Origin of the sequence: Cohnella sp. LGH, assembly GCF_017671885.1 — a bacterium.
GTDB lineage: Bacteria > Bacillota > Bacilli > Paenibacillales > Paenibacillaceae > Cohnella > Cohnella phaseoli.
In genome coordinates, this window is record NZ_CP072117.1 from 1,697,470 (window position 1) to 1,719,403 (window position 21,934).

At 56.2% G+C, this 21,934-nt stretch carries 23 protein-coding genes and 1 tRNA gene; 10 read left to right on the forward strand and 14 right to left on the reverse strand.

Annotated elements, in window-relative coordinates; all coding sequences use genetic code 11:
* The 6 genes from J4772_RS06785 to J4772_RS06810 all read right to left on the reverse strand — a co-directional run bounded on the left by J4772_RS06785 (position 1) and on the right by J4772_RS06810 (position 6,186).
* Positions 1-492, reverse strand: coding sequence for a PCYCGC motif-containing (lipo)protein (locus J4772_RS06785; protein WP_116059153.1), 492 nt, complete (start codon positions 490-492; stop codon positions 1-3).
* The gene (gene ispG / locus J4772_RS06790) at positions 485-1,585 is read right to left on the reverse strand and encodes a flavodoxin-dependent (E)-4-hydroxy-3-methylbut-2-enyl-diphosphate synthase (RefSeq protein WP_116059154.1); all 1,101 of its coding nucleotides are present in this window, start codon (positions 1,583-1,585) and stop codon (positions 485-487) included. The genes J4772_RS06785 and ispG overlap by 8 nt, the downstream gene beginning before the upstream one ends.
* Positions 1,586-1,698: 113 nt before the next feature.
* The gene (clpX, locus tag J4772_RS06795) at positions 1,699-2,955 is read right to left on the reverse strand and encodes an ATP-dependent protease ATP-binding subunit ClpX (protein ID WP_116059155.1); all 1,257 of its coding nucleotides are present in this window, start codon (positions 2,953-2,955) and stop codon (positions 1,699-1,701) included.
* A gap of 105 nt (positions 2,956-3,060) precedes the next feature.
* Positions 3,061-3,663, reverse strand: a complete 603-nt coding sequence (clpP, locus tag J4772_RS06800; RefSeq protein WP_116059156.1) for an ATP-dependent Clp endopeptidase proteolytic subunit ClpP — start codon at positions 3,661-3,663, stop codon at positions 3,061-3,063.
* A 183-nt stretch (positions 3,664-3,846) separates the two neighbouring features.
* On the reverse strand, positions 3,847-5,136 hold the full coding sequence (gene tig / locus J4772_RS06805) for a trigger factor (RefSeq protein WP_209074644.1): 1,290 nt from the start codon (positions 5,134-5,136) through the stop codon (positions 3,847-3,849).
* 126 nt (positions 5,137-5,262) lie between these two features.
* A complete protein-coding gene (locus J4772_RS06810; protein WP_209074645.1) occupies positions 5,263-6,186 on the reverse strand; it encodes a hypothetical protein in 924 nt (307 codons plus the stop codon).
* 344 nt (positions 6,187-6,530) lie between these two features.
* Here J4772_RS06810 and J4772_RS06815 point away from each other — a divergent pair, with 344 nt between their 5' ends.
* Both J4772_RS06815 and J4772_RS06820 read left to right on the forward strand, forming a co-directional pair.
* Positions 6,531-6,665 (forward strand): sporulation protein YjcZ, encoded by a 135-nt coding sequence (locus tag J4772_RS06815; protein WP_116059159.1) that lies wholly within the window; start codon positions 6,531-6,533, stop codon positions 6,663-6,665.
* A gap of 184 nt (positions 6,666-6,849) precedes the next feature.
* The gene (locus J4772_RS06820; protein WP_116059160.1) at positions 6,850-7,053 is read left to right on the forward strand and encodes a hypothetical protein; all 204 of its coding nucleotides are present in this window, start codon (positions 6,850-6,852) and stop codon (positions 7,051-7,053) included.
* A gap of 121 nt (positions 7,054-7,174) precedes the next feature.
* Here J4772_RS06820 and J4772_RS06825 read toward each other — a convergent pair.
* Positions 7,175-7,251, reverse strand: a tRNA-Arg gene (locus J4772_RS06825).
* Positions 7,252-7,417: 166 nt separating this feature from the next.
* Between J4772_RS06825 and J4772_RS06830 the strand changes: the two genes are divergently transcribed.
* Both J4772_RS06830 and J4772_RS06835 read left to right on the forward strand, forming a co-directional pair.
* Entirely contained in the window at positions 7,418-7,984 is a 567-nt protein-coding gene (locus tag J4772_RS06830) for a GNAT family N-acetyltransferase (protein WP_209074646.1), read from the forward strand.
* A gap of 13 nt (positions 7,985-7,997) precedes the next feature.
* Positions 7,998-8,426 carry an EamA family transporter gene (locus J4772_RS06835; RefSeq protein ID WP_209077015.1) on the forward strand — a complete coding sequence of 143 codons (429 nt, stop codon included), beginning with the start codon at positions 7,998-8,000 and terminating at the stop codon, positions 8,424-8,426.
* Between the two features lie 3 nt (positions 8,427-8,429).
* Here J4772_RS06835 and J4772_RS06840 read toward each other — a convergent pair whose 3' ends face one another.
* The 3 genes from J4772_RS06840 to J4772_RS06850 form a co-directional block, all read right to left on the reverse strand.
* A complete protein-coding gene (locus J4772_RS06840) occupies positions 8,430-9,215 on the reverse strand; it encodes a DeoR/GlpR family DNA-binding transcription regulator (RefSeq protein WP_116059162.1) in 786 nt (261 codons plus the stop codon).
* Positions 9,216-9,337: 122 nt separating this feature from the next.
* Positions 9,338-9,478: a hypothetical protein gene (locus tag J4772_RS06845; RefSeq protein WP_181917466.1), complete on the reverse strand. Its 141-nt coding sequence runs from the start codon at positions 9,476-9,478 to the stop codon at positions 9,338-9,340.
* A 7-nt stretch (positions 9,479-9,485) separates the two neighbouring features.
* Entirely contained in the window at positions 9,486-9,743 is a 258-nt protein-coding gene (locus J4772_RS06850) for a hypothetical protein (protein WP_209074647.1), read from the reverse strand.
* A gap of 211 nt (positions 9,744-9,954) precedes the next feature.
* Between J4772_RS06850 and asnB the strand changes: the two genes are divergently transcribed.
* A complete protein-coding gene (gene asnB, locus J4772_RS06855) occupies positions 9,955-11,811 on the forward strand; it encodes an asparagine synthase (glutamine-hydrolyzing) (protein ID WP_209074648.1) in 1,857 nt (618 codons plus the stop codon).
* Positions 11,812-12,089: 278 nt separating this feature from the next.
* Here asnB and J4772_RS06860 read toward each other — a convergent pair whose 3' ends face one another.
* The 3 genes from J4772_RS06860 to J4772_RS06870 form a co-directional block, all read right to left on the reverse strand.
* On the reverse strand, positions 12,090-12,737 hold the full coding sequence (locus J4772_RS06860) for an XTP/dITP diphosphatase (protein WP_209074649.1): 648 nt from the start codon (positions 12,735-12,737) through the stop codon (positions 12,090-12,092).
* Positions 12,734-13,480, reverse strand: a complete 747-nt coding sequence (rph, locus tag J4772_RS06865) for a ribonuclease PH (RefSeq protein ID WP_116059166.1) — start codon at positions 13,478-13,480, stop codon at positions 12,734-12,736. Before rph ends, J4772_RS06860 begins: the two co-directional genes overlap by 4 nt.
* Positions 13,481-13,623: 143 nt before the next feature.
* The gene (locus tag J4772_RS06870) at positions 13,624-14,700 is read right to left on the reverse strand and encodes a GerMN domain-containing protein (protein WP_209074650.1); all 1,077 of its coding nucleotides are present in this window, start codon (positions 14,698-14,700) and stop codon (positions 13,624-13,626) included.
* A 157-nt stretch (positions 14,701-14,857) separates the two neighbouring features.
* Between J4772_RS06870 and J4772_RS06875 the strand changes: the two genes are divergently transcribed.
* The gene (locus J4772_RS06875) at positions 14,858-15,397 is read left to right on the forward strand and encodes a phosphatidylglycerophosphatase A family protein (RefSeq protein WP_116059168.1); all 540 of its coding nucleotides are present in this window, start codon (positions 14,858-14,860) and stop codon (positions 15,395-15,397) included.
* 121 nt (positions 15,398-15,518) lie between these two features.
* On the opposite strand, the gene J4772_RS06880 is transcribed toward J4772_RS06875, so the two are convergent.
* Positions 15,519-16,523, reverse strand: a complete 1,005-nt coding sequence (locus J4772_RS06880; RefSeq protein ID WP_247741041.1) for an MBL fold metallo-hydrolase — start codon at positions 16,521-16,523, stop codon at positions 15,519-15,521.
* Between the two features lie 247 nt (positions 16,524-16,770).
* Between J4772_RS06880 and J4772_RS06885 the strand changes: the two genes are divergently transcribed.
* Genes J4772_RS06885 through J4772_RS06900 form a run of 4 tightly spaced genes read left to right on the forward strand, consistent with a single transcriptional unit; the run spans position 16,771 to position 21,859 of the window.
* Positions 16,771-18,138 (forward strand): YheC/YheD family endospore coat-associated protein, encoded by a 1,368-nt coding sequence (locus J4772_RS06885; RefSeq protein WP_209074652.1) that lies wholly within the window; start codon positions 16,771-16,773, stop codon positions 18,136-18,138.
* Positions 18,113-19,333 (forward strand): YheC/YheD family endospore coat-associated protein, encoded by a 1,221-nt coding sequence (locus tag J4772_RS06890; RefSeq protein ID WP_209074653.1) that lies wholly within the window; start codon positions 18,113-18,115, stop codon positions 19,331-19,333. Before J4772_RS06885 ends, J4772_RS06890 begins: the two co-directional genes overlap by 26 nt.
* Positions 19,314-20,690, forward strand: a complete 1,377-nt coding sequence (locus J4772_RS06895) for a YheC/YheD family protein (protein WP_116059172.1) — start codon at positions 19,314-19,316, stop codon at positions 20,688-20,690. The genes J4772_RS06890 and J4772_RS06895 overlap by 20 nt, the downstream gene beginning before the upstream one ends.
* Entirely contained in the window at positions 20,687-21,859 is a 1,173-nt protein-coding gene (locus J4772_RS06900) for a YheC/YheD family endospore coat-associated protein (protein ID WP_371822829.1), read from the forward strand. The genes J4772_RS06895 and J4772_RS06900 overlap by 4 nt, the downstream gene beginning before the upstream one ends.
* Positions 21,860-21,934: the final 75 nt, after the last annotated feature.

Genomic DNA, 21,934 nt, shown 5'->3' on the forward strand with positions numbered 1-21,934 from the left:
TCACGCCGCAGGCATTGGCGTGTCCGTAGGCTTGGCGTATCCAGTTTGATAGTTGCTGTCGATTAGCTTGCGAATTTCCAAATTCGATTTGCCCTGCTGCTTCATCTGGGCCGATTCGACGGCGATCTGAACACAGACGCCGCATCTCGTGCCGTGATCGTCCCATTCGACCGTGCCGTCTGCGCGAACTTCGTTGATGAAGCAATTCAAATTGCTCTTATGTCCTGCACTGTCGCCGCAGCCGCAGTAGCAAGGAATCCATTGCAGCGTATCCTCTATTGTACCGGCAATCTGGTAGGCCAGCCTCACCGCTTCCGGCTGCTCTTCGAGAAAAGAAGGCATCTTATCTACGGAAGCGGTAATTTCTCTGAGATCTCCGTTCGGCGCGTGGGAGAGATGCTCCTCATGGGAGTTTTCGGCTTTACCGCAAGCGGCAGCCGCAAGCAGCCCCAGACCGATTGCAGCAACCGCCAGCCTCTTCAGCTTAGCCATGTCTCCTCCCCGGTATAACCCCTGTCTCGGCGTAAGCCGCCGCGATCTGGTCGATTTCCTTCTTCAGCTCGCTGACGAGCTCCGCCTCCGGCACCTTGCGGATCATCTCCCCGTAGCGGAACAGCATGCCTTCGCCACGAGCGCCGGCGATGCCGATGTCGGCTTCGCGCGCTTCACCCGGACCGTTGACGGCGCAGCCGAGAACGGATACCTTGATCGGAACCTTAAGCTTGGACAAATATTCCTCAACCTCGTTTGCCACGGCGAACAAGTCGATATCGAGCCGTCCGCAGGTCGGACAGGAAATAAGCGTCGGAGCGTCGGTAATCAGACCGAACACCTTGAGCAGTTCTCTCGCCGCTTTGATCTCCTCAACCGGGTCGGCGCTGAGCGAAATTCTCATCGTATTGCCGATGCCGTGGTTAAGCAGCACGCCAAGCCCCGCTGAGCTCTTAATCGTGCCGGAGAACAGCGTCCCGGCTTCGGTAATGCCCAGATGGAGCGGATATCGAATCACTTCGGCCGCTTTCGTATACGCTTCGATCGCCATAGGCACGTCCGAAGCTTTAAGCGAGACGATAATATCGTGAAAATCAAGCTCCTCAAGAATGCCGATATGGAATAGCGCGCTCTCAACCATAGCGTCTGCCGTCGGGTATCCGTACTTCTCCAGCAGATGGTTTTCCAGCGAGCCGGCGTTCACGCCGATGCGGATCGGAATTTTGCGTTCCTTGCACGCCTTAACGACCGCTTCGACTTTCTCGCGGCGACCGATGTTGCCGGGATTGATCCGCACCTTGTCGATGCCGTTCTCAATCGCCAGCAGAGCCAATCTGTAATCGAAATGAATATCGGCAACGAGCGGAATGCTGATCCGCCGTTTAATTTCCTTGATCGCTTCCGCCGCTTCCTTGTTGTTGACGGTAACGCGCACGAGCTGGCAGCCTGCTTCCTCCAGCCGTTTGATCTCGGCGACGGTCGCCTCCACGTCCGCCGTTTTGGTCGTGCACATGCTTTGCAATAGGACCTTGTTGTTGCCGCCGATCGTCAGGTTGCCGACTTGCACAGCGACGGTGTCCGTACGTTTGTACATAAAATTTCTCCCCTGTATACGCCAAAGTCCACCCCGCATAGGCGGGGTGGAACCGGCAATCTAGGCGAATTCCGCGGCGGCCGAAAGGCCTTGCGGCTTCCGTCCTGCTCCCGTTACGCGCTTTCTTCTTTTTTCTTGCCTTTTTTGGTCGTCAGCTCCGGCGCTACCTTGTCTTTGATCGCCTTTTCGGTGACCAAGCAATTGACCACATCGTCACGTGAAGGCACATCGTACATTACGTCGAGCATAACGCTCTCGATAATGGCCCGAAGTCCGCGCGCTCCCGTGTTCCGCTTGATCGCTTCACGAGCGATCTCTTCCAGCGCGCCGCTCTCGAATTCGAGCTTGACGTTGTCCATCTCCAGCAGCTTCTGATACTGCTTGACGAGGGCGTTCTTCGGCTCGGACAGAATGCGAACCAATGCCGGCTCGTCGAGCGGCTCCAGCGTGGAGATGACCGGAAGACGGCCGACAAACTCGGGAATCAACCCGAATTTCAGCAAATCTTCAGGCTGCGCAAGCGACAAATATTCGCCCGGCTTCATATCCTTCTGTCCTTCGAGGACGGAGCTGAAGCCGATTACCTTTTTGCCGATCCGGCGTTTGATAATTTGCTCCAGGCCGTCGAAAGCGCCGCCGCAGATGAACAGAATGTTGGTCGTATCGATCTGGATAAACTCTTGATGCGGGTGCTTGCGTCCGCCCTGCGGAGGCACGGAAGCGACCGTACCTTCGAGAATTTTCAGCAGCGCCTGCTGCACGCCTTCTCCGGACACGTCGCGCGTGATCGAAGGATTTTCGGATTTGCGGGCCACCTTGTCGATCTCGTCGATGTAGATGATGCCGCGCTCCGCTTTCTCCACGTCGTAATCCGCAGCCTGGATCAGCTTAAGCAAAATATTTTCGACATCCTCGCCCACATAGCCGGCTTCCGTCAACGAAGTCGCATCCGCGATCGCGAACGGTACGTTCAAAATTTTGGCCATCGTCTGCGCAAGCAGCGTCTTGCCCGAGCCTGTAGGACCTACAAGCATAATGTTGCTCTTCTGCAGTTCGACGTCCTCGATCTTGGCTTGGGAGTTAATGCGCTTGTAGTGGTTGTATACGGCAACGGACAGCGATTTCTTCGCCTGCTCCTGGCCGATGACGTATTGATCCAAAATGTTGCGAATATCCTTCGGCTTCGGAATGTCCTTCAGATCGAGCTCTTCCTCGTGGCCGAGCTCCTCCTCCACGATCTCCGTGCACAGCTCGATGCACTCGTCGCATATATAGACGCCGGGGCCGGCAACCAGCTTTCTTACCTGATCCTGCGATTTGCCGCAGAACGAACACTTCAACTGGCCTTTCTCGTCGCTGAACTTGAACATGTATACCCTCCTTATTCAACCGCTCCTAGTGTCCGCTTTTGATCACGCCGCATCACAAGAAGCTGAAAAGCGGACTTATTAAAGTCGCGGGAAGTTGTTGTCTTCTTAAGCTTGCGGATTGTCGACAGCCGTCGGCTGGGTGATGACCCGGTCGACCAGACCGTAAGCGACCGCTTCTTCCGCGCTCATAAAGTTATCGCGGTCGGTGTCCCGTTCGATTTTCTCGTACGGCTGGCCGGTTCGCTCAACGTAGATCTGATTCAGCTTCTGCTTCGTCTTGACGATCCAATCCGCATGAATCTTAATATCCGATGCCTGACCTCTTACCCCGCCAAGCGGCTGATGAATCATGATCTCGCTGTTCGGAAGCGCAAAGCGCTTGCCGGGCGCGCCCGCCGTCAGGAGCAAAGAGCCCATGCTGGCGGCCATTCCTACGCAGATCGTGGATACGTCAGGCTTGATGAACTGCATCGTATCGAAAATTCCCATGCCGGCCGTTACCGAGCCGCCCGGGGAGTTGATGTACAGATGAATATCCTTCTCCGGGTCTTCCGCCGCCAGGAATAACAGCTGAGCGATAATGAGATTGGCGACATCGTCGTCAATCGCGCTTCCGAGAAAAATAATGCGGTCCTTCAAGAGTCTTGAGTAGATGTCGTACGACCGCTCTCCGCGATTCGTTTGCTCGACGACCATAGGTACTAGCATGTTACCAACCCCTTTTCTCAATAGACGTTCGAATCTCGGTAATAGTTTAACACGTTCAAATCGGAATGTCATGTTGACGGGCCGTTTTCGGGCGTTCGTCGTTCCAACTCTTGGCATTTCGTATGTATTCAGGGTGAAAAATAAGGCACGCGATTTGCACGTGCCTTGTCTTTGTTGCGCAGATTACTCGGATTTGCTGTTTTCTACGAGGAACTTCACGGCTTTGCGAACTTTGAGATCCGCATTCAGGTTGTCCAGGTAGCCGTTCGCGGAGAAAATGCCGCGAAGCTCATCCGCAGGACGATTGTAAAGCTTCGACAGGTTGTCAAGCTCTTCGTTTACGTCCTCTTCGGACACTTCCAGGTTTTCCGCTTTGGCGATTTCTTCAAGCACAAGGTTGCTGCGAACGCGCTTCTCGGCGTCGCCGCGCATTTGCCCTTTCAGGGCCGCTTCGTCCTGGCCGCTGAACTGGTAGTACAGGTCGAGCGTCATGCCTTGCTGGCGAAGACGATTTTCGAAATCCTTCAGCATAGCGCCGATCTCGGTCTCGATCATCACTTCCGGAACTTCCAGCTCGGCCGCTTCCGCCGCTTTGTCGACGATCGCCGTCTCGCGAGCCGCTTCGGCGTCCTTCGTTTTACGCTCGCCTAGCTTGTTAGACAGGTCGGCTTTGAACTCGTCCAGCGTGTCGAACTCGCTTACGTCTTTGGCGAATTCGTCGTCGAGCGTCGGCAGGTTTTTACGCTTGATCTCGTGCAGCTTCACTTTGAACACGACCGCTTTGCCGGCCAGGTTCTCCGCTTGATAGTTTTCAGGGAAGGTAACGTCGATGTCCTTCTCTTCCGCGATGTTCAGGCCGACAACTTGGTCCTCGAAACCCGGAATGAACGAGCCGGAGCCGAGTTCCAGAGAATGCTTCTCGCCTTTGCCGCCTTCGAACGGCACGCCGTCGAGGAAGCCTTCGAAATCGATGGAAGTGAAGTCGCCCAGTTGAGCCGGACCTTCGTCAACGACGACCAGCTCCGCGTGACGCTGTTGCAGACGCTCAAGCTCCGCGTTCACTTCTTCTTCCGTTACTTCCGCGCTCTCTACAGGGACGACTACGCCCTTGTATTCGCCCAGCTTCACTTCCGGCTTTACCGGAACTTTCGCTTTGAACTTGAAGGATTGGCCTTTAGCGAATTGCTCTACGTCGATATCCGGACGATCGATCGGCTCGATGCCGACTTCGTCGATTGCCTTCGTGTACACTTCAGGAAGCAAAATGTCGATCGCGTCCTGATACAAGCTTTCAACGCCGAAACGAGCTTCGAAAATCGCGCGCGGCACTTTGCCTTTGCGGAAGCCCGGTACGTTTACTTTCTGAACGACCTTGCGGAATGCTTTGTCCAATGCCAGAGTGACTTGCTCCGCGTCCACTTCAACTTCAAGAACGCCGAGGTTCTTCTCTATTTTTTCCCAATTTGCTGTCATATTATGCTTTCCCCTCCGTAACATCTTGCCGCTGCGATGCGACAAATCACATAAACCATTCCATTATAGAACAACATTGCGCTCGGTTCAAGGCACAAACCGTTATAATCCTTCATCGATCGGTAATTAATCCGTAATTTGCGGCTCCATCGCATAGCTTCTAAGCCAGCGCAGCGCCTGCTCGTAACGAAAGCGCAGCTCATCGGTAATGCCGTACTGCTCTCTGATGCCTTCGTCGTTCATCTTCGCGTGCAGCCTCTCCATCAACAGCTGATGAAGCGCGGCCGCCCAGACGTCCGAGGAGCCGTCGTCGTCCTCGGCCATGCCTTTGAACATCGGCGTCCCGTAGGCCAATTCGGCGCAATCCTTCCACGTCTCTTCCGCGAAGTAGGAAAGAGTCGGGTCCGACACCTCCGCCGACTGCTTCACCCGTTCCAGCGCCTGATGCATCCCTTGGGGAAACTCCGCGAAGCTTAACGGCGTATCCGCCGCCTCCACGGTCAAGCTCTCTCCGTCTCTCCAGAACGCTACGGGCCCGCTTCCACCCTGTTTCCGGATCGCCTGTAATGCGCGAAACTGCACGGGGGCGATATATTCCTCGCGGGCTAGCCACTGTCTGAGAGAGCTGTCGATGTCCGGATGAAAAAGATGCTGCAATTGCGCCAAAATGAGCATCTGCTGTCCCGGGTCGTCGCCATTGTGCAAGGAAGCCAGTAGCTCAGGTATGTAATTGACATCCGATTGGGTACGCTCCGCCAATCTGCGCTTGAAAATTTCCTCTTCGCCTTCGTCTTCCTGCTCGTCGCCCTGCATCCATGCCTCGTAATCCAAATCTCCCTCGGCTGTAGGGAACGCGGCGTCGAGCCACCCGAGCAGCGCCTGCCATTCCGTATGATGCCGCTCCGCTTCCCCCCTGCATTGAAGCAGGAAGCCGAGCAGCGCTTTGGCTTCGCCGTAACGCTCCGTTTCCAGCATTTTCGTCAGCTGTATTTGATAATAATCCAGCGTTTTCGGAAACAGCACCAGATTATCTTTCGGTTGATCCGTCATGTGGGCAGTTCTCCTCCACCTGTACCGGCATTTGAAACGCACATCGTCTGCAAAATTATAGCATGAACGCATTCTAAAAGAAAAAATCGCTTTAGGGCGTGTCTGAAAACCCGCTCAGGGGCACCTTTCACCGCCTTTTCGCCCCCTGCTGCGTCACTTTTGCTTGACGTACCTCCGGTTCGGCAATCATTTTTTCGCGCAGCCTGCCGGCATATATGACGAAGCCGTCGAATTGGCGTGGGCTGACGTGGATTATTTGCAATCTGTGCGAATGCACTGGCCGTATATTGGCCTCCACATAAGCTATCACATGACTTCAATCTTCGCAGTTGGGTGGTGATTGCATGAGTTACCCGGTTGGAGGCGCAGGCGTTGGTCCTTGCTACGGCGGCGGCGGCGGCATGGGCGCGGCAGCATTCGCGCTGGTGTTGTTTATCCTTCTCGTCATTATCTTGCGTGCCGGTGCTGGCATCTGGTAAGAGCTACACCTCCCAATCGCCGCAGATGACGACTCTAATTCCACTCTAGATGGCGAATGTTGCTTCTGCTGAGAACCCCCGCCGCGGCGACTGCCGCAGCGGGGGTTCTCAGCAACATGCAACTATTCGCGCGCCAAATCGTACATAACTATATACGATTCCCCCAGCAAAGGAGCTGTTGAATATGAGATTTAGAGCCGACGGCGCAATGATTGTCTGTCCCTGCTGCAGGAACGACACTTTCGATAAAGATTACAGACAGCTCAACTCAAGAGGGGCTACCTTCTTCGGCTTGGATTGGGCGAACCGGAACGCCACGATTCTTGTCTGCCAGCGCTGCACGCATATTGCCTGGTTCATGTCCGAGCCCGAGCGTTGGGACGATTAGCTGCCGCCGTCACGATCCCGTTGCCATCCGTCCCAGAGGGCAACAAGGAAAGAAGCCCATACCTTCGCTCAGAAGGGTATGGGCTTCTTATGTATCGTCCAAACGAATGTGTCTTCATAAATGGCGTCCCAGGAGGGATTCGAACCCCCGACCGACGCCTTAGAAGGGCGTTGCTCTATCCAGCTGAGCTACTGAGACACGCAAAAAGTATATTAGCATATAAAGGGATGTCGCGCAACCCTTTTTTGTCGACTATTTTTGTTCCAGGGTACAGACGGACGCGCTTTATTCCCGCTAAAGATTTGAAATTGCCCCCCTAACAAGCTAAGATCATTTAAGAATGTTAAAGAAAATGAAGGTGATCATGATGACCATTCGAGCAGCCGGCGAGCGCGACGCTTCCTCCCTCGCCCGCCTTATCCTGCTGGCTATACAGGATATCGCTTACCAACTGACAGGGGAATCCTCCGAACGAGACGTCTTGCGTCAGTTGGAGGCGTTCATCGACGCTGAAGGCAACCGTTTTAGCCGTTCCTGCATTCTGGCGAAAGTAGAAAACGGCATTCCCGTCGGGATGATTTTGTGTTATCACGGCAGCGACGCGGAGCGGCTTTACAAGCCCGTTCTGGAGCATCTCAGCCGCAAGAGCGGAAATCCGGCGATTACGATCGATGACGAAGCGGATGAGGACGAGTATTACATCGACGCGATCGCCGTCGACCCTTCGCAGCAAGGCAAAGGATATGCCAAACAGCTCATCGCGGCGGCCGAAAACAGAGCCAGGGAGCTGGGCCACGACAAAATCGCCTTAAACGTCGATCAGACGAACGAAGGCGCGCACGCTCTATATGTTAAACTTGGCTACCGTGCGAACAAGGAAATCAAGATTCATGACAAACCTTTTTGGCATATGGTCAAAAGTCTGTCCTAACCTTGGAGGAGAGATCGGAATGTGGCTAATCTATGCACTGCTATCCGCCGCGACGGCGGCCCTCGTCGCCGTCTTCGGCAAAATCGGATTAAAGGATGTCGATGCCAACTCGGCAACCGCTATCCGCGCGGTCATTATGGCGCTTTTCCTTCTCGGTGTCGTCGTTGTTCAAGGAAAGTTCACTCAGCTCGGCGAAATTTTCACGCAAAAAAAGGCGCTGTCGTTTATCGTGCTCAGCGGGGCTGCCGGGGCGCTGTCGTGGCTATTTTATTTTCTGGCCCTTAAGGGGGGCAAGGTGTCCCAGGTCGGACCGATCGACAAGCTCAGCGTTGTGCTGGCCGTGTTGCTTGCCTTTTTCTTTCTTGGAGAACGAATTTCATGGATCAATTCGGCCGGCGTCGCATTAATCGCCATCGGCGCCATTCTCGTAGCCTGGAAATAGTCCTTATTCGGCTTTAATCCATGTGACCTGTTTCGCCTTCAGGGCAGATTTCCACTCCGGAGGAGCGGAGACGTCGCTGACGACAAGATCGATATCCTGCAGATCGGAAATCTTGAACAGTTGGGCCTGGCCAAACTTCGTCTTGTCGGCTACGACGATCGTCTGCTTCGCATGTTCGATGATTTTTCGGGCAAGCACGCCTCTCGGGGTGTCAAAGCCTGTCAGCCCACGTTCGACCGTTAGCCCGTCCACGGAGATAAAAGCCTTGTCGGAATAAAACAACTCGGCCATCCGGACTGCGACCGTTCCGGTCGAACGGGACTGCGACGCATCGATCTCCCCGCCGATGAAATAAATTTTGCCGCTGAACAAGCCTCGGTTCGCATAATCGATCAGCTTGCACATGCCGGCGACGCAGATCGTCAACACCGTAATATTTTTTTTACCCAGTATGCCGTCAATCATTGGCAGCGTTGTCGTACCGTCGTCGATAAAGATGACGTCTCCGTCCTCCACAAGAGTTGCCGCAGCCAAGCCGATTCTGCGCTTCTCCTCGGAATTGATCGCCTCCCGCTTCTGATAGGCCGGCTCCTCTCGGGATTCGTCCAGCTTCAGCGCCCCGCCGTATACGCGTTTCAGCTTGTTGTCCGCCTCGAGCTCCTCCAAATATTTGCGAATCGTCTCCGACGACACCTTAAGCTCGTTGACGAGATCGAACGTTCTGACCTTTCCTTCCAAATTCAACTGCTGCAAAATGTAAGCTTTTCGCTCTTCTCCGACTAATGACACGCTATCTCCTCCTACTTTTAAACATCTACATAAGTAAAAGGGTACACCAGCCGGGAAGAGCTGTAAATCGTCATAGCGCAAAGAAGCCGCCCAGCCCGTAAAGGGCGGAGCGGCTCGCTAAGTCAGCCTCGTCTGATCCGGTCAAGTCTTTTCGGATTGTTCATCGCAGAATGGGCGATATTGTTTTTGAGCGTCTCCTCGACAAATTCCTCGCCCTTATGGGCGATTTGATTGCCTTTATTTTTCTTGAATTGGTCTGTCACCGCTGTCTCACCTCCCCGCTACTGCAAAATGTTCATCGATTCGATGTGGTTTCTCTTCCAGCTTGTCGATCTCCGCTTCGGTAGCCCGAATCGCGAATTCGAAGGCGGCCGTCTCGGGATCCGTCAAAATTTGTCCAGGCCCCACCGCAACGTAATAAATTCTTTTGCCATCCTCCGGCGTATCGGCGTCATTCATGCGCGTCGGACTCCTTTCCCCGCTGACGGGGGCGTAGTCTCCGTCTATTTTCTCCTCGCGGACATACATCTTATGCCCTTTTTCGTCATATCCATCTGAATATGCTTCGAATGCTCTTTGATCGAAAGCGAGGAACTGAGGAACGGAGTGTAGGAAAACCTACATGAGTACCGGAAGGTCCGGCTGAGTTCAAGATTCGATGCCGAGTCTGCTTCATGGAGAAGCATCGTGATCAAAATCGGACTTTTTGAACTACCTTTTAGAAAGGAGGGGGAGACCGATGTGCGGTATTACCGGTTGGATAGACTGGAATGCGGATTTAACGAGACAGGCGAATACGATCGAGAAAATGACGGAAACGCTCGAACCGCGAGGTCCGGATGCTAGAGGCACGTGGCTTTCCCGTTATTGCGCTTTCGGGCACCGCCGCCTGAGCGTGATGGACCCCGCGGGAGGAGCACAGCCGATGATTCGTCCGGCCAAGGACTCGGACAGTCACGACTGCGTGCTTGTGTATAACGGTGAGCTGTACAATGCACCGGAGCTGCGCAGGGAATTGGAGACTCTTGGTTATCGCTTTCGCACGACGTGCGATACCGAAGTGCTGCTGCTGGCGTATGTGGAATGGGGACCGGGCTGCGTGGATCGGCTTAACGGCATTTTCGCGTTTGCGGTGTGGCATACGGCGGAACAAAAATTATTTATGGCCAGAGACCGTCTCGGCGTCAAGCCGCTGTTCTACCGCCGAGAGGAAGGACGGTTGTTGTTCGGCTCCGAGCCAAAGGCGATTCTGGCTCACCCGGATGTGGAGGCGACCATCGACGCAGAGGGACTGGCGGAGCTGTTCGTCATCGGTCCGGCACGCACGCCGGGACACGGGGTATGGAAGGACATGTGCGAATTGAAGCCCGGACACTGTCTGCTTTACGACCGCAACGGAATGAAGCTGCACGCCTACTGGCAGTTGGAAAGCGCGGAGCATGAGCAAGATGTCGCAAGTACGGCCGAAGCGGTGCGCGAGCTGCTCGCTGACACGGTCGAACGGCAGCTCGTCTCCGACGTGCCGATCTGTACGCTGCTGTCCGGAGGGCTCGATTCCAGCGCGCTGACCGCATTTGCGGTCGACTACTACGATAGAACGGGTCAGGGCCGGGTTCATACGTTTTCGGTCGATTATGTCGATAACGACAAGCATTTTCAGGCCCACGATTTTCAGCCGAACGCGGACGCCCCGTGGATCAAGCGGATGAACGACTATTTGGGGACGATTCATCATCCGAAGCAGTTCGATACGCCGGAGCTTGCGGGAGCGCTCGACGCTGCGGTGCTGGCGAAGGATTTGCCCGGCATGGCGGATATCGACGCTTCCTTGTATTTATTTTGCCGGGAGATTAAAAAGGAGGCGACGGTGGCGATTTCCGGCGAGGCCGCCGACGAAATTTTCGGCGGTTATCCGTGGTTTCATCGAGAGGATGCGCTTAAGGCGGAGACTTTTCCTTGGTCGCTTGCGACGGATTTGAGGGCCAGCCTGCTATCTCCGGAGCTCAGAGCCAAGCTCAGACCGCAAGAATACTTGGCCGACCGCTACGCACAAGCCGTCGCCGAGGTTCCGCAGCTTCCCGGAGAGAGCGAAGCGGACCGGCGGATGCGGCGCATGTCGTATTTGAACATTACCCGCTTCATGCCTACGCTGCTCGACCGCAAGGATAGAATGAGCATGGCCGTCGGCCTCGAGGTTCGAGTGCCTTTTTGCGATCACCGGCTCGTCCAATATGTGTTCAACATCCCTTGGGAGATCAAGACGGCGGGCATGCGCGAGAAAGGCATTCTGCGCAAATCGCTTGAGGGCGTGCTGCCCGACGATGTGCTCTATCGCAAAAAAAGTCCGTATCCGAAAACGCACAATCCGCACTATTTCGCCGCTGTAAGAGACCGACTGCTGGAAAAGCTGGACGATCCGTCGTCCCCGCTGCTCCCGTTGGTCGACACCGCCCGCATCCGCGAGCTGGCCGCAGCGAGCGATGCCGGCTCCCATATTCCGTGGTTCGGCCAGCTCATGTCCGGCCCTCAGTTGTTCGCCTACTTGCTGCAGGTGGATTTCTGGCTGCGGCATTATAAGGTCAAGTTGGTTTTGTAGCGAAGGAGTCGATAATAGCGGGACTAGGTCCGCTTTGCAAAAAGAGGGCTGCCCCATAAGCTCTCTTAGTTGCTTTCAAAGATGATCTATACTAAAGGTTAAGGGGTATGTACCTCCTTCCGATGCTCTACGCTCCCGAAATCTGAATGGGTAAACCCGTCACAGGGTAATTTCGGGAGCGAATGAGGCAATCTACAGCATCTACAGCAGGTACATACCTCTTACTTGGTGTAATGATCATCTCAAGCAACTTAGCTTATGGGACAGCCCCTCTAGGTTTACTCTTTATCCGCAAGCAGCGCCAGCAGCTTCCTCAGCGCTACGCCGCGATGGCTGATCCGGTTCTTCTCCTCCGGGGTCAGCTCGGCCATACCGCGCTGCAGGGAAGGCAGCCAGAACAGCGGATCGTAGCCGAAGCCGCCGCTGCCGCGAGGACGATTCATAATCCGTCCTTCGACGTAGCCTTCCGCCGCCAGCTTGCTGTCGTCCGACGGATCGTACAGCACCAGCGAGCATGCGAACCTGGCCGAGCTCAGCGCCGCGACATCTTCGCCCGCTTCAGGCAGCGGGTCGCCTGAAGAGACCACACGCCCGAGCTCTCGCAGAAGCTTCTCGTTGTTGGCGGCGTCGCTGGCCGGCTCGCCCGCATAACGGGCAGAGTATACGCCCGGCGCTCCGTCCAAAGCGTCGACGATCAGCCCGGAATCGTCGGCAAGCACCGGCATTCCGACCAGGGCGGCAACCGCCTTCGCCTTAATTGTCGCGTTTTCCTCAAATGTCGTTCCCGTCTCTTCGATGTCCGGAATGCCTTCAACCTCGTTCAGATCCTTGACAATCACTCCAAGCTGACCGAAGGCTTCGCGGAACTCCTTCGTTTTCCCCCGGTTTCTCGTCGCAATCAGCAGCGTGTCTCCCTTGCGAATCATTGACCGCCACCGCCGATCCGCGCACCGGCCTGTCCTAACGCTTCCTTCTGCCGCGCGATCAGCTCCTGAATTCCGGCTTCCGCCAAGCTCAGCATCCGATCCAGCTCCTGTCGCGTAAACGGCGCCTCCTCGCCCGTGCCCTGTACCTCGACAAAAGCGCCCGCTCCCGTCATGACGACATTCATATCGACCTTCGCCTTGGAGTCCTCTTCATAGTTCAAGTCAACGACCGGCTGATTCTGTATAACTCCCACGCTGACCGAAGCCAAGTAATCCGTCAACGGATACTTCTCAAACGTAATCGTGCCCGATAACTTATGTATCGCCAGTGCAAGCGCAATAAAAGCGCCCGTAATGGACGTCGTTCTCGTTCCTCCATCCGCTTGAAGCACGTCGCAATCGAGCGTAATCGTCCGCTCCCCGAGCGCATGCAGGTCGACGACAGAGCGCAAAGCCCGTCCGATCAAGCGCTGAATTTCCATCGTCCGCCCCGTCAGCTTACCCTTGGCGGATTCCCTATGATTGCGGGTATGCGTCGCGCGGGGAAGCATGGCGTATTCCGCAGTTACCCATCCCTTGCCTTGCCCTTTAAGAAATGGAGGCACTCTCTCCTCCACGGACGCCGTGCATAGCACCTTGGTGTTCCCGACTTCGATGAGCACGGAGCCCTCCGCATATTTATTCGGGTTCAGCGCAATTGCGAAAGACCGCAGCTCGCCTTGTTGTCTGCCATCGGATCTCATTGATTAACCTCCCAACTACTCAATCCTTCCCATTCTACCAGAGGTTGAACGCAAAAGCATCCGAACCACTGCCGCCATCGCTGAAAAAAGCTGCGCCTCGCTCGGAATCCGAGTCAGGCGCAGCCGGTTAATCGAATCAATGGTCAGCGGGCAAGCGAGTTAATGTAGAGCGGACGGGTAACCGGACGGTCATACGTGCGTTTGTCCGAATCCAGGAAAGAATCGTCCCCGTTCATGACGACGCTCACCTGAGGCAAATCCGTCGCTTCCGTTAGCGTAAGCACGAGGGCCTCCATCATGCTGGACGGCACTTCGGACTTCGGCATTCCTGCGGCGTCCTTCAAAGAAACGTTGACGGTATCGGCCATGCGGACAAGCTTCTCGATCGAGACGTCCGGGGTCAGCACCGGCTGAAGCGCCTTCGTGTTCTGCGGACCCGCGATCAGCTGCTCAAGCGCCGCCTTCGCGGCGTCTTCCTGACGGTTGACGAGCCTCGTAACAGGGACAAAGTAGCCTTCCCCGTCCGCCGTCTGCGAGGAAAAGTACAGCGTTACGCCCATCGCATAGGTCGGCTGAACGTCCTTGCCCTTCTCCACGTTGATACCGAGTCCGCGGGTCAAGACGGCGTCTACCGGCAAGCCTGAGGAAGGCAGCGAACGGATCGGCAGGCCGCCGACAGACAGCTTTACCTTGTCGATGCCGGGCAGCTCCGTCAGCGTCCAGACAAGCGCTTCGATTACCTTACGCTCCCGCGAGGCGGGAATTCCGGGCAGCGGAGCGGCGAAATCGACGGATATCGTCTGCTCGGCGGCATTTTCCGTTACTGCGTTGACCTTCGTCCCTTCCGGCAGCACGGCTACAAATCCCGGCGGCAACTGGTCCGCCAGTTGCCGGTTGGCGGTCATCCAAGCGATAGCCTTCTCCGCTCCGGAAACCGGGTTGGCCGGCTGCTGGTCCACCCTAAGCGACATGGGAGCCAAATATTCGTTGCGGTCAAGCAAATAGACGGTAATCATCTCGCCGACATCCGCGATTGCGGTTTGCTCGGCGTCCTGCATCCATACCTCTTCCAGATCGCTCGGTGGAGGATCGATGCTGGTCTGGGCGGAATTGTTTCCATCTTTTCCTCCAACCAGACTGCAGGCGGATAGCAGCGGAACAAGCAGCAGGAGCAGCGCCCATTTTCTCAGCATGGTCTTACGATACAGTGTCTTTCTCATGAACTAACCTCCCTTGAATTGGGACCGTCGAATAGACTGCCGTTTCACCGGAACTCTATTTGTAGTACTATGTATACGAGCCCTTGGCGCAAATATGTTAGTTTGTCCCATTTGAGTTCAAACGGAGGCCGACAGGCTTCAGAAAGAGGTGTTGAGAATGTCCCAACCGAACGTGTACCGCCTTAACAGCAAACAGGTCGCGCAAGCGACGGAAGAATGGCTGACGAAACGTGGCGTAACCAAGGAGCAAATCGGACAGCTCGTCATGCTGCTGCAAAAAGATTACTTCCCGGATTTGACGCTTGACGAGTGCGTCCTCAACGTCGAAGCGGTATTGTCCAAGCGCGAGGTGCAGAATGCGGTGCTAACCGGCATTCAGCTAGACATGCTCGCGGAGGAAGGCAAGCTTCTGCCGCCCCTGCAGGACATGATCGCCTACGACGAAGGACTCTACGGCTGCGATGAAATATTGGCTTTAAGCATTGTTAACGTTTATGGCAGCATCGGCCTGACCAATTTCGGATATGTCGACAAGCTGAAGCCCGGCATTTTGAAAAAGCTGAACGACAAGAGCAGCGGAGCGACCCACACTTTCCTGGACGACATCGTCGGTGCCATCGCCGCGTCCGCTTCGAGCCGTATTGCCCACCGCAAGCAGGCAGAGCGCGAGGAAGCGGCCCGCCAAAGCGGAGAATAAGACCCGCCGTCTCGGTGATGAACCCGGACTTTTTGCACTAGCCTAACAAGCAGGGCCCATCCGCCAAGTCGATTGCTGCACTTAGCGAATGGGCCTTGTTTATTTTTGCGTCCGTTCAGCTTCACTGCCGGCGCCAGCGCTCCGCCGCCTCGCCGGGCGCTCCCTCATGGACAATTCGGACGATCATCCCCTCGGCTTCCATCCGGACAAGATGGGCGATCGTCTCCGCCAGCGCAAAGCGCAAATTGTGCGTATTGCTTCTCAGCTTGGCTCCGAACAACAGCTCGCACACTTCGAAAGCGGTAAGCTCTCCGTCTCCGATCAGCTCCGCCATCTTGTTCATCCGCCGAATGTGATGATCGAGCAGTTCGTCGATCCGCTCGCGGTAACGGGAGTAAGGATTCCGATGGCCTGGAAACAAAATGCCCACCTCCAGCGATCGGAGCCTCCGCAGACTGTCCAGAAAAGACAGCAGCGGGTCTGGATCTCCCCCAGGCATCCAGCCGATGTTAGGCGAGATGTCCGGCAACACCTGATCTCCTCCAAGCAATCGGCAGCTCGTCCGATCGTAGAAGAGCAGATGGCCCGGCGCATGGCCTTCTCCCCCATGCACCTCCCATTCGATGCCGCCCATCACGAATGTCTCTCCCGGCGAAACGAGCCGCACTTCGCCCGGATGCGGCGACACCTTCTCTCCAAAACCGGCCAGATGCCCGTGCATGGCTTCGCCCAGTTCTGCCGGCAATCCATGGCGCAGCAATGCTGCACTCAACTCGTCCGAGAACGTCTCCCCTTCTCCCCATAGCCGGCGCACATTGCACAGCGCGACCGGGGACATCCAGACCGGGGCGCCGGTGCGCTCCTGAAACCACCCGGCCATCCCATAGTGGTCGGGATGATGATGGGTGACGACGATGCTGGTAATGCTCGTCCAAGCCAGATTGCGACTCTTCATCACCTCTTCCCAGAACGCTTCCGTCTCCTCCAGCCGCAGCCCCGGGTCGATCACCGTCCAGCCCGCTTCTCCCTCGGGCAGCAAATATGCGTTTACCCATTTTAACGAATACGGAAGCGGCACTTTAACCTGCAGCCAGCCTCCGTCCCATTCCGTAATCCGATCGTTCATCGTTCGCATCTCCCCACAATAATCAATCGTTTCGCAGCTCTTTCCCCGTTATGGACCGCCCTCTTCATCGCCGCAAAACGGTTGCCGAATTTCCATCCCGACCTTCATTGTTCGCCAGTCCCAATCCAACCGGGGCAATCACCGATAGATAGATGTCCTCATATGATGGAGTATTCTCGCTAGCCCCCGGGAAGGAAGCCTCTAAGCCTTCTCCGCGACATTCGCACAGGTGGAAGGAGTACGAAACATGTCCACCCCGAAAATCGACGTTCATGTCGTCAGTTCCGGCATACTGTCCGACGACGTCCTGATGCTGGGGGAGTCCCTGATCAAGCAATTGAGAATACCCTCCCAGCAGCACCTTGCTCTGCAGTTCGGTTCTTTCCGCCACTCCGTTACTGTCGTCCCGGTTCCCCGGTACGAGGGGCTGCGCATCAGCCAAACGCTCGCTCGCCGAATGGGCATCTATTCGGGCACTCCGCTGCGTCTGCTGTATCAGCAGTCGACCCGGACGCTCGCCCTCGGCCCGTTGATCGGCGTGCTGGTCAGCCGGGATCATTCGAATCAGCCGGATAAGCCGTTCGGGGATATTACGATGTTTTGCCGCGAGCTGACGGATGCCTGCCGGAGCCAAGGCGCATACGTGTATTTTTTCACTCCGAACGCCATCGGGTCAAGTCTCTCTTCCGTGGAGGGCTGGGTATACACCAAAGGCTGGCACAGGTTATCGCTCCCGGCGCCCGATGTCGTCAACAATCGTCTCACCTCCCGCAAGCTGGAGAACAGGCCGGTTGTTCAACAGTTCATGGGGGAAATCAAGCGCCGCTTCGGCGCGCACGTGTTCAATGAGAAGTTTCTCGACAAGTCGGAAGTGTTCGACGCGCTCAAGAAGGACGCAGGCTTGCAGAAGTATTTGCCTGAATCCCACTCCCTGCACAACTATACGATGCTCAAAAGCATGTGCTCCAGGTACAGCACCGTCTTCCTTAAGCCTGTAAGAGGCAGTCTGGGCAAAGGCATCATTCGCGTTTCCCGTCTCGGTCCGGAAAACTGGCAAGCTTCGTACGCCACAGCCCTCGGCACGAAGCGGCAAACGTTCGGAAGTCTGGTGAAGCTGTTCTCTACGCTCGCAGGCAAGATGAAAACCGTTCGTTACCTGATTCAGCAAGGCCTGCAATTGATCGAAATCGGCGGAAGGCCGGTCGACTACAGGGCGCTCGCGCAAAAAAACGCCAGCGGCAAATGGGCGATTACTTCGATTGTCGCCCGAACGGCGGGGAGCCAGCACTTCGTCTCTAACCTCGCCCGCGGAGGCACGTTGTCAACCGTCAGAGAATCCGTCGCCAAGTCCAATCTTCCCGCCCAACATCGGGGAGACGCTTCCTTGCGCCTGTCGAGAGCCGCTTTGGACATTGCCAAAGGCATCGACATGTACATTCCCGCGCATTTCGCCGAGCTCGGTATCGATCTCGCGCTCGACACGTCCGGCCGGGTGTGGCTGCTCGAAGTGAATTCCAAGCCTTCTAAAAACGATAACACACCGCTTAAGGAAGGAAAAATCCGTCCTTCGGTACGGATGCTCATTCAATATGCCCGCTATATTTCAGGCTTCTAAGACGTTCATCGGAGCGCCGTCGCCCGCAGAGCTCGGCGTGCTCGTCTGCGAGCGCCCAGGCTGGCCGCCGTTCGCCGAAAGTCGCTATGTTAAACGTTTGTCCGTTATCGCCGCCGGTTTAGGCATGCAGCTGTTCGCCTTCGCGCCCTGGACGTGGAACCCGCGGGACGATTCCGTCAAAGGATGGAGCTGGAACGAGCAATCGCGGGACTGGGAGCCTTCCAATCGCAGGCTGCCTTCCGTCGTCTACGACCGCGCCTGGCCGGAATCGGAGGAGGAGAAGCTGCGGTATCGACGTGCCCTGAAAGCCGTTCAAACGGCCAAGCGGCTCGTGCTTCTCAACGGTATCCTGCCGCACAAAGGCAAAGTATACGAAATGCTCGTCAAGGAGAGCGAGTTCGCCGCTTACTTGCCGCCTACAGCCCTATACGAGGGCGCTTCCTCGCTGGCTCTTTGGCTGCGCAAGCACAACGGCGCCGCCTTCCTTAAGCCGGTCGCCGGAAGTCAAGGCAAGCGGGTGCTGGCTATTACGCTCGATTCGGGAGGCGATGCGGCGCTGTCCGGAAGGGACGACCGCAATCGGCCACTTATACGCAGCTATGACAGCTCGGCTGAAGCGCTGCGCAGAATTGATCGCTGGATCGGCGACAGGAAGTATCTGATGCAGCCGCTGTTGGATATGAGAAGCGGCTCCGGGGAGCCTTGCGACCTCCGAGCTTTGATGCAGAAAAACCGTCGCGGCAGATGGTCGTTGACCGGAATCGCCGCCCGGATCGGCGCCCCTTCGTCCGTTACGGCCAATCTTCATGGCGGAGGCAAGGCCGCTCCGGCTGCCGGTACTTTGATTGCGCAGTTCGGCGAACGCCGGGGCGGGGAACTGCTGGAGGAGATCGCCAATCTATCTTCGTCCATTGTCACGCGTTTGGAACAAACTTTTGGGAGATTCGCCGAAATCGGTTTGGACTTCGGAATAGAACGGAGCGGCAAGCTTTGGTTTCTGGAAGCCAACTCCAAGCCGGGCCGCTCCGCCATGAGCTCCGCTGGCGAAGGAGCCGCCGCGGCCGCAGCGGAGCAGCCTCTGTCCTATGCCAAATCCATCTTGCTTCGACTTGCGACAACCGACGCGCGGCGATCGCCGCCGGGTAGCGGTTGCGCTTCACCTGGGAGGGTAATTCATGAGTTTGACCATCTGTAACGTCCATTTCACACAGCAGCCGGAACGTATCGTATGGTTCTCCAGCCCGCTTGCGAAGCTGCTTAAGCTTGGCGGACGTAAATCGGTCAACGTCAAGCTCGGCAAAGACGTCGTGCCCGCCACGGTTCGAACCATCAAACGTAAAGGCAACCATGTATATATGTCCGCGGGGCTGCGCCGTTCCGTGAAAGTTCCGAAATCAGGCAGCGTTTATCTCGTAGGCGAAGAAGGAGAAGACATTCAGCTCGGTCCCTTGATCGGGGTACTCACGGACAGCGGAACGCGCTCTTCCTCCGCCCCGTTCGGAGAACGGACCGGGTTCGTCAAGCAATTGCTGGGCCTTGGCCAGAAGCGCGCCTACATGTTCGCCTTTACGCCCCGGGATATCAACTGGCAGCAGGAGAAGATCAACGGCTGGTTTCTCGACGGCGGAGGCGGCTGGACGAGACGAATCGTCCCGCTTCCCGACGTCATCTATAACCGGCTTCCGAGTCGGCGCGCCGAGACGGGCGCAACGATCACCTCGCTTCGCGAGCGGTTTATTCGCAAGAAAATCCCGTTTTTCAACTGGAGCTTCTTCAATAAAGCCGACGTCTATAAGCTGCTCGACAACGATCCCGAGGCGCTGCGGCACTTGCCAGAGTCGGTCAACAACCCGGCGCCGGAGAAAATTAAAGAGCTTCTGGAGAAGCATCAGTTTCTGTACTACAAGCCAAGCGCAGGCAGCCTCGGCGCAGGCATCTATCGCCTGACCTATCATCCGCGCAAAGGCTACTTCATCCGCTATCGCAAAAGCGGCGGCAACGTGCTGCTGCGCTTCAGTACCTTTGCCGGCCTGATGAAAATGCTGAGAGCCCGACACGGAGGCGACTTGAACAACTATGTCGCACAGCAAGGCATACGCCTTGTCGAAATCGACAATTGTCCGATCGATTTCCGCTTTCACATGCATAAGGACGGACGCAACGAATGGGTCGTCGCCGGTATCGGGGCCAAGAAAGCCGGACGCGGAAGCGTAACGACGCACATCAAAAACGGGGGCTCGCTCATGACGCCCGAGCAGGCGCTCGGCCGCGCGTTCGGAGCGCGTTCGGAGGAAGTTCTGAAGGAGGCTAGAACGGTTGCCGTCCGGTTGTCCGAAGCGATCGAGCGGAATTATTCGCACCAGCTCGGCGAGCTCGGCCTCGACATCGGCATCGACCGCGACGGCGAGGTATGGATGTTCGAGGCGAACGCCAAGCCCGGCAGATCGATCTTCAAGCATCCCGCCTTGAAGGAGCAAGGCAAAGCCTCTCTGGAATACATTCTCGAGCATTGTCTCTATCTAAGCAGATTCCGCAGGAGGGATGAATCTTGACGATTCCTAAACCTCTCCAAACCAAGGCGAGCGTAATGGAAGCGACGACCGACAAGCCGGTCGTCGCAATCCTTACAATCGAGGACGATACGCAATTGTTTAGGGGCAATCGGGCGAACTTCGCGGATTTGATCCAAACCGGCCAGCAGATGGGCATTCTCACTTATGTCGTTACCGTTAAGCATTTGAAACTGCAGGCGCCCAGAATACTCGGCTATATATTTCGGGAATCGGACGAAACTTGGGTGCAAGCCTGGTTCCCCCGTCCTCATGTCGTATACAACCGGATTCCCCAGCGGGAGGACGAACGGCTGCCAAGAGTGAAGAAGAAACTGTCCGCCTTGGCGAAGCAGCCCGACATTCGTCTATTTAATCGACGTTTCTTCAACAAATGGTCGCTCTTCCAGTGGCTGAACGAGAGCAGAGCAACGAAGCCTTACATCCCTGAAACGAAAAAACTGACCGACTCGCTCGTGCTGAGCAGCCTGCTCAAAAGGCATCGCCTGCTCTACCTCAAGCCTGTTCGCGGCAAAGCAGGCGTCGGCATTATGACCGTAACCGTACAGCCGGAACGAAAACTGCCCTATCGTCTGCAGATTCAGGAGGAGAAGGGCAGCCGTACCTTCCGCGCAGGTACGATGAGGAGGCTGTGGGATCGCGTCTCGCGACAATCCCAGCGGCTTGGAGAGCCTTACATCGTCCAGCAGGGGATCGCACTTGCCTGCGTGAACAATCGGCCGTTCGATCTGCGCGCGCTTGTGCAGAAGAACGGGGCCGGCCAGTGGGAGCTTTCCGGCATCGGTGCAAGAGTTGCTGGCGATTCCAGCATTACGACTCACGTTCCCAGAGGAGGTTACATCGACGAGCCGGAGAAATTGCTTGTGTCCGTGTTCGGACAGGATAAAGCAGGCAAGGTGCTCGGCAAGGTGAAAGGGACGACGATTACGCTAGCTAAGCAAATCGAACGATCTTCGCATAGCAGGCTGTGTGAAATGTCGATGGATCTCGGCGTAGATACGACCGGCCATGTCTGGTTTTTCGAAGCCAACTCCAAGCCGATGAAATTCGACGAGCCGCACATTCGCAACAAGTCGCTGGAACGAATTTTTCAATATAGTCTATATCTGCACCGTTTGAAGCACGAATCTGGGGGAGGCGCGGTCACGTGACGTCGAACAGAGCATCCCTTGTCGCTTCAGACAGATTTCCATCGTTCGCGACGGCTTCGCCAGAGCGGAGGTGAA